The following is a 6574-nucleotide window of genomic DNA, read 5'->3' on the forward strand; positions in this document are numbered from 1 at the left end:
GGACGCTCGGTGGGCGGGGCGTAACCCGGGTGCCGCCGTGGGACACCTCGTGCGACCCTGATCACCGACGTGGCCCGCGACCACCCGTTCCTCCAGCAAACCCAGCGACGGCGGTACCCTCTTGGCGCGACACGTCGACGCGCGCCCGTAGCTCAGCGGATAGAGCAGGGGACTTCTAATCCCAAGGCCGCAGGTTCGAATCCTGCCGGGCGCACCATCACGCAGCCGGGTTTACCTGCTGATTCTTGCTCTTCTTGCGATCTTTCTTGGTGGCACTCTTCGATGCCTTACCCCCCTGTGAGCCCGAGGCGAGCCCGGGGGTGCGCTTGGTGCCCCGACGAGAGATCAGGCGGGCAGTAGCCTCGGCCGCATCCAAGGCCAGCTCGGGCAGAACAGCCGTGTACGTGTCCGCAGTGAGCGCGTACGTCGAGTGTCCGAGCATCGCCTGCACCACCTTCATCTTGGTTCCGGCCTTGAGCGCTATCGTGGCCGCGCCGTGCCGGAGGTCGTGTAGGCGGATCGGCGGAAGGTCCAAGCGCTTCACGAGCCGGTCGAAGTAGTCCGACAGCCACGTCGGCTCTATCCACTCGCCGTTGGGACGCGTGAAGAGGCGGCCACTCTCCACCCAGGCCGCCCCAGCTTCCTCGCACGCTTGCCGCTGCCGCTTGTTGTGGCGCTTAATCACCTTCACGGTGCCACGGTCGAGCGCCACCATCCGGTTACCGGCATCGCTCTTGGGCGCGTTCTCTTCGATCTCGCCGTTAATGTCTACGAGCTGCGTGGCGACGGTCAACGCTTGACCCTTGAGGTCCACGTCTTCCGGCCGCAGTCCGCACGCCTCGCCCCTCCGCAGGCCGCGAAGGGAGATGAGGTGGAACAGCGCGTACAGCTCGTCATCCGCGATGCCGTCGAGGAAGGCGATCGTCTGTTCAGTCGTCCACACCATGACTGGCGACGGCCTTTCGCCGGCCGCCCGCCATTGCGCGACTCGTTCGTCAGTCCACACGAGTCCTTTGGGTCGATTCACCGGGTCAAGTTCGACGTGGGCGGCCGGATTGAAGGTGATCAGCTCTTGCGTGATCGCATCGTTGAGAGCAGCGCGGAGCGTCGCTCTGATGTGCCGCCGCGTCGTCAGTCCAACGGGGCGACGGAAGGGGGGCATGTCAGCGATAGCGGCACGCGCGGCACGGCGACGCTCACGGCCCCGAAGCGTCTTCAGTTCTTCGATAGCAGCACGTCGGAGCGCGTTGGCTTCCTCAATTTCGATGTTCCGTTCAACGATCGCGTTGAACATCTCCGATAGGTGCGACACGCGAAGCCGGTCCAGACGGATTTCCCCGATACGCGGCTTGAGGTGAAGGCGGATGTCTCGCCCATAGCGGTTGATCGTGCTGGCGCGGATCTTGCGACCAGCAAGCCATGTGTCGAGGAATTCCCGGACGGTGATGCGCGCGGTCAAGGACTGACCGCTACGGAACTTCCGCCGCGTCTCCTCCAGGTCGGGCAGCGGCTCTCGGTTGGACGCCACGCGCTCCAGCAGATCGCCCATGCGTTGCCGGCCATCTTCGTCATCGATCTCGGGCAGGGCCAGCAGCGCGCGGACGGCATCCAGGTCCGCTTGAGCTTCGGTGGCCGACGCGTAGCCGGACCGGCGAAAGGTGCGACGTTCGCCCCCGGCATCCAGCGGCAGCTCTTGACGGACGCCCCAGGTGCCGTGACGGCGCTGGTTGAGCTTGGGGCAGGATTGCCCGTACTGCTTGCCAGTCTCCGGGTCGCGGCAGGCGCAGCGACGGAACACTGATCCTCTCAAGGTTCCTCCTTGGGAAAGGGGAAGTGGTACCTATAATGGTACCACTTCCCCGTCCGATTGATGGAAGGTGAGTCATGCGACGACGCCGGGTAGTCGAGGTCGCTCAGGGGTTGCCGGCCCTCCCCGGCGAGGAAAAGCGCGACCAGCAGGTCAAGATCCGTCTCACTGCCAGCGAGGTAGAAAAGCTGGTGAATTTGCGACCGGACCTCACCGCCGCCGGCATCGTTGCGCTCCTTGTCGATGACGTGCTGTCCGGTCGGACCGTTCCTCGTTGGACCGTCAGGTCAAGTGACGGCTCGAACGCCGAGTAGTTCCAGGATCTCCGGGACGGGCACGACGTAGCTGCGCCCAACGCGGAGCACCCGTACGGGGAATTGCCCACGCTTGGCGAGGGCGTACGCCTTACTCCGGCCGATACCGAGAATCGCTCCGGCAGTCTCCACATCCGTTGTCACGCCAAGAGCGCGAACGGCGTCAATGGTCCAAGGGTTGTCAGTCGTGGTGCTCATTGCGTTTCTCCTTGAGGGGTGTCAACGCTCAGACGAGCGTCGTGGGCGGCATCGCGGGCGGCTTGGAGATCGTCTGCGATGGCGTCGGCGAACATGGCTTGTCCGGTGGTGTGGCCAGTCCCGGCGTAGGTCCAGTGCTTGTCGGTGAGGGCGTCGGCGGTGGTGTCGTGTGCGTCCTCCTGGTTGTGGTCGCGGCGGTGCTGCTCTCGTGCGGCGCGTAGTGCGGTGTAGGTGGTGGAGTAGGCGCGACTTTTGGAGGCGATGTGGCCTCGGTAGCCGAGTTGGTGTGCCCACCGCCGCAGATTCAGCGTCTTGTGCTCGGGTCGGATGCCGAGGGTCCAGCAGGTGCGGATGAGGGTACGGGCGTGGTCGGTGACGGGAAGGACGGAGATGGTGATGGCGTCGCGGATGGGCCGATCTACGGTGATGCCGGCGACATCGGGTTTGGTGACGTACTTGGCGATGTAGGAGGCCACGGCCCGTTCGGTGAGGTCGTCGCCGTGGTGGCCGGGCAGGATGGGCCGGATGTCGAGCTGCGCCCCGAATCGCAAGATGGTGTCGAGGCCGGACACGGCCAGGTGTACGCGCCGTGTCGCGGTGCGGATGGTCTGGATCAGGAGCGCCAGGGTGGCCCAGGCCGGGGGTGGGGTGTCGGGGGTGGGGCCGTCGAAGCGCATGACGGCGTGGAAGTGCACCGATCCGCGCCGCTGGTACTCCGCGACTTTGGCGTAGGCGACGCGGACGGTGTTGCGGGCGGCATTGCGGGAGATCCCGCGTGCGGTGGCGATGGCTTCGTAGAGGTTGCGGTGCAGCCGTTGCCACAGGTCGCGGGTGTGGGCGTTCCAGAGCACCGCGGCCGGGTAGTCGTAGCAGTCGGGGCAGATCGGGGAGCCGGTGAGCGGGTCGCCGGGCGAGTGCCGGTCGAGGCACCACAGGGGCCGGCCGTGGGGGCAGACGAGGCCACGACGGCCGCGTGAGGGCCGGCAGGGTTCCTCGGCGGTGCGCCGGTGGACGGGTCCGAAGCTGGGCGCGGTGAAGGTGACGAACACGCGCGGATGGCTTCGTACGGTGTCGGGGACGCCCTTGCCGCCGGCGAGCCCGGACACGACGAGTTGGTAGGTGTCGCCCTGGTGCAGTCTCGCGCAGGGTTCGCAGCGGGATTGGCGGCGGTTGCCGCAGGCGATGGTGAGCCGTCCGTGGGGCTGCTCTGCGCTGGTGAAGGCGTGCACCAGGCGGCCGGTGGCGGCGTCCACGGTCAGGGTGTGCCCGATCAGGTGCACGGGGTGTTGGCAGCCACCGATGTGGCGGACCCGGGCCAGCCACGCCCGAAAGTCGGGATGGGTGGCGGTGGTCAGGATCTCGCGATCGGTGAACGACAGGCCCTCGTCAGGCCCGCCGGGGGCGGGGGTGGGCATGGTGGTCCTCTGCTCCTCGCGTAGGGGTGGCCGGCGCTGGGGTGCCGGTCCGGTGGTGGTCCGCCGTCACCGGCTGGTGGGACGGCGGGGCGGGTTGGTCGTGGTCGCATCGGGTTGCCTCCGTTCGTGTCGCGGGTGGTCACATGGTCAGGCGGCCGGTGGAGTGAGGCCGGGCAGGACCGGCGCCAGGTATGCCGTGGCCGCGATGACGGCCGCCAACTGCTCCGGCGACAGGTAGACCGAGCGGGCGCGGATCCAGCCGGCTTCGTCGGCGGTGGTGACCGCGATGCCCTTCACCGCCGGGTCGATCTGCTGGGCGGCTTCCACCGCGTCCGGGTAGAGGTCACCCAAGGTCATATCCACGGTTTCCTCGTCGTTGACCCGCAGGCAGATCCGCCCGGCGAGCTGGGCACGCAGCGCGGTCACACCGGGGCCGAGGTCGGAGCCGACCCGTTGCCCGGCCACGATCACGTGCACGCCGAGGGCCGCGCCGAGCTGCGCCAACCGCAACAGGTGCGTCGTGGCACGAAGGGCTTCGTCCTTGTCCGCGCGGGAGGCGACCAAGTACAGCTCGGCCAACTCGTCGACGATCACGACCACCGGCACCGGCCGCACCTCGGGCGGGAGCTGCCAGATGTTGCGTGCCCCGTGCTGACGGCACAGGCCCATCCGCCGCTGCGTCTCCACGACCAGTGCGGCCAGGATGTCCGCCGCCTCTGCCCGGCCGGTGGCCAGAGCGGACAGCCGGGGCGCGTGCGGGGCCAGCTCCATACCACCCTTGCAGTCGATCCCGACCAGCGCGACCGGACGCGCCGCCCACCGCGCCACGGCGGCATTGATGAGCGTGGACTTGCCAGACTGCGTGGCCCCGGTGATCAGCCAGTGCGGGAAGGTCACCAGGTCGATCACCCACCGCTGCCCGTCCTCTCGCTGCCCCACCTCGGCCGCGAGATCCGCCGGCACCGCCGCCGCCGGGGTGATGGCTTCGATAGCGTCCGAGGGATGGGAGGTCACCGCACGCTGTCTCGGTAGCGGCCCGGTCTCCCAGGTCACCGGCTCCGTGCCCTCACTGATCAGACGATCGGCGGTGAGGATGGTCAGCCGGACCCGGCCGCGTAGCCGCGCGTCGACCCGCACGGCGTGGACGCCCCAGGCGTGCGCCATCGCCTCAGCGGCGTTGACGAACGGCTCCGGGATCTGCCCGGGGTGCAGCAGGATCACCGCCGTTGCCCCGAACGTCCGGGGGCGGATACGCCTCAGCAGCGGCAGGACCGGCATAATCGGCCGGCCCTTCACCAGCAGCGGCCCGAGTTGCCCGGTGGTCGGCCGGTCGGTGCCGGTCAAACTCGCGTTGAGGCACAGGTGCCGCCAGGAGTGCCGCATCCGCAGCCGCAGCAGCGGAAATCCGATCAGGTACCAGTGGACCCGGGGTGCCTTCCAGCGCAGCAGCCGTGACAGCACGGCCAGCGCGACGACGACGGCCACCAGGACCACGGCGGCGGTGATGATGGTGGGTAGCCACGCCTGGAGCCGTTCCAGGGTGACCCCCGGGAAACGCGGCGCGAAGCCGGGAATCCCGGGGGTCAACGACGGTGACGGCGTGGGCGTCGGCGGTGGGGCCAATGCCGGCGGCATCACCGTTCCGGCGGCGATCATGAGCCGTTGGCCTTACCGCCGCGCTCCCGCTGGGCAGGACCCGGCAGCGGAGAAGACGAGGACGCCCCGGCGGAACCGGAGCGCTTCGGGTAGATCGACGCGGCCTTGTAGGACAGGCCGTGCCGGCCCTCGATCTCCCACAGCGACACGTCCAGCTCGGTCACACCGACCGGGCTGCCCTCCTTCACGCCTTCCGGCTCGGCGGAGGTCTGCACGTCGATCACCGACGCCTTGCGGGTACCGGCCCGGCGCACCGCGATTCCGGTCACCCACAGGTGGTTACCGTCGCGGTCCTTGCGCTGCTCGCCGTCGAGATCGGTCTTGGGTTCCGGCGCAGCCACGCACAGCAGGCCGGTCAGACGAGAAAGATCAACAGGAATGCTGTTCACAACAAACTCCAAAGATTGGATTGGTACTGCTCTGAGGTGGTGCTCTACAGGTGGTGCGGTAGCCGGGACAGGGACAGCGCGGAGCCGGCCAGCCGGGGCGGACCGCGACTCCGCACGACCGGCACGAGGCACGACCGGAACGGCCCCGCGACGGCACGGCAGGCGAGACAGGGCATGACGAACCTCCACTAAGGACAGAAGGCGGTGACGACGCCGCCCAGGACCAGGACGACGAGCAGGATGGGAGCCGAGCCGGACCGGGGCGACCCAGGCCGGCGAGCCGGGGAGCGGGCGGACGGACCCAGCCGACCCGAGCCCGCCCAAACAGACGCCGGGACGGCTCGGAGCCGGACGGCCACGAGTGGACGGCAGCACGGGGACCGGCGCAGACCCCGCGCACCGGGCGACCGACGATCACGGCCAGGACGCCAGGGGCGAGGCGAGCACGGTCAACACCCCGGACAGGCGGAGTGCGTACGAGTTTCCCTACTTGGTCAAGAAACTGGGTTCGGCACAGCCGAACCCGAACGAACAGGAAGAGGGGGAAGGGGGGGTGGGCGGGGTCGGGGGCTGCGGCCTACGGCCGGTCCCCCGCCCCGCCCCAAGGAGGAACAACACGCACACGACACCAGAGACAACCAGCAGCCAACGACCAGCCGTCAACACCAACGCGGACCGACACCAGACGCACGCCAACCCGAGACCGACCACAGCGGACGGCGTCGCGGCGGACGCGGCCCGTGCCTGCCGCGACCGGAAGCGCTAAGTGAGCGTCCGGGAACTCGGCAGGGCGCA

6 protein-coding genes and 1 tRNA gene are annotated in these 6574 nt (G+C 68.8%); 2 read left to right on the plus strand and 5 right to left on the minus strand.

Going from position 1 to position 6574, the window contains the following annotated elements; genetic code table 11:
- Positions 1-141 precede the first annotated feature (141 nt).
- Positions 142-217: transfer RNA gene (locus tag A6A27_RS22555), tRNA-Arg, on the plus strand.
- Here A6A27_RS22555 and A6A27_RS22560 read toward each other — a convergent pair.
- A complete protein-coding gene (locus A6A27_RS22560; protein WP_073836638.1) occupies positions 218-1810 on the minus strand; it encodes a tyrosine-type recombinase/integrase in 1593 nt (530 codons plus the stop codon).
- 74 nt (positions 1811-1884) lie between these two features.
- On the opposite strand from A6A27_RS22560, the gene A6A27_RS43315 reads away from it, so the two are divergent.
- On the plus strand, positions 1885-2121 hold the full coding sequence (locus A6A27_RS43315; RefSeq protein WP_143194113.1) for a hypothetical protein: 237 nt from the start codon (positions 1885-1887) through the stop codon (positions 2119-2121).
- On the opposite strand, the gene A6A27_RS47565 is transcribed toward A6A27_RS43315, so the two are convergent.
- The 4 genes from A6A27_RS47565 to A6A27_RS22580 all read right to left on the minus strand — a co-directional run bounded on the left by A6A27_RS47565 (position 2095) and on the right by A6A27_RS22580 (position 5779).
- Positions 2095-2319, minus strand: a complete 225-nt coding sequence (locus A6A27_RS47565; RefSeq protein WP_073836639.1) for a helix-turn-helix transcriptional regulator — start codon at positions 2317-2319, stop codon at positions 2095-2097. The genes A6A27_RS43315 and A6A27_RS47565 overlap by 27 nt on opposite strands.
- Complete coding sequence (locus A6A27_RS22570) at positions 2316-3734, minus strand: replication initiator (protein WP_073836640.1); 1419 nt, start codon at positions 3732-3734, stop codon at positions 2316-2318. The genes A6A27_RS47565 and A6A27_RS22570 overlap by 4 nt, the downstream gene beginning before the upstream one ends.
- A gap of 147 nt (positions 3735-3881) precedes the next feature.
- Positions 3882-5390, minus strand: a complete 1509-nt coding sequence (locus tag A6A27_RS22575) for an FtsK/SpoIIIE domain-containing protein (RefSeq protein ID WP_198940404.1) — start codon at positions 5388-5390, stop codon at positions 3882-3884.
- Entirely contained in the window at positions 5387-5779 is a 393-nt protein-coding gene (locus A6A27_RS22580) for a hypothetical protein (RefSeq protein WP_073836641.1), read from the minus strand. The genes A6A27_RS22575 and A6A27_RS22580 overlap by 4 nt, the downstream gene beginning before the upstream one ends.
- Between the last annotated feature and the right edge of the window lie 795 nt (positions 5780-6574).

Source organism: Micromonospora sp. CB01531 (assembly GCF_001905095.1).
Classification (GTDB): Bacteria; Actinomycetota; Actinomycetes; order Mycobacteriales; family Micromonosporaceae; genus Micromonospora.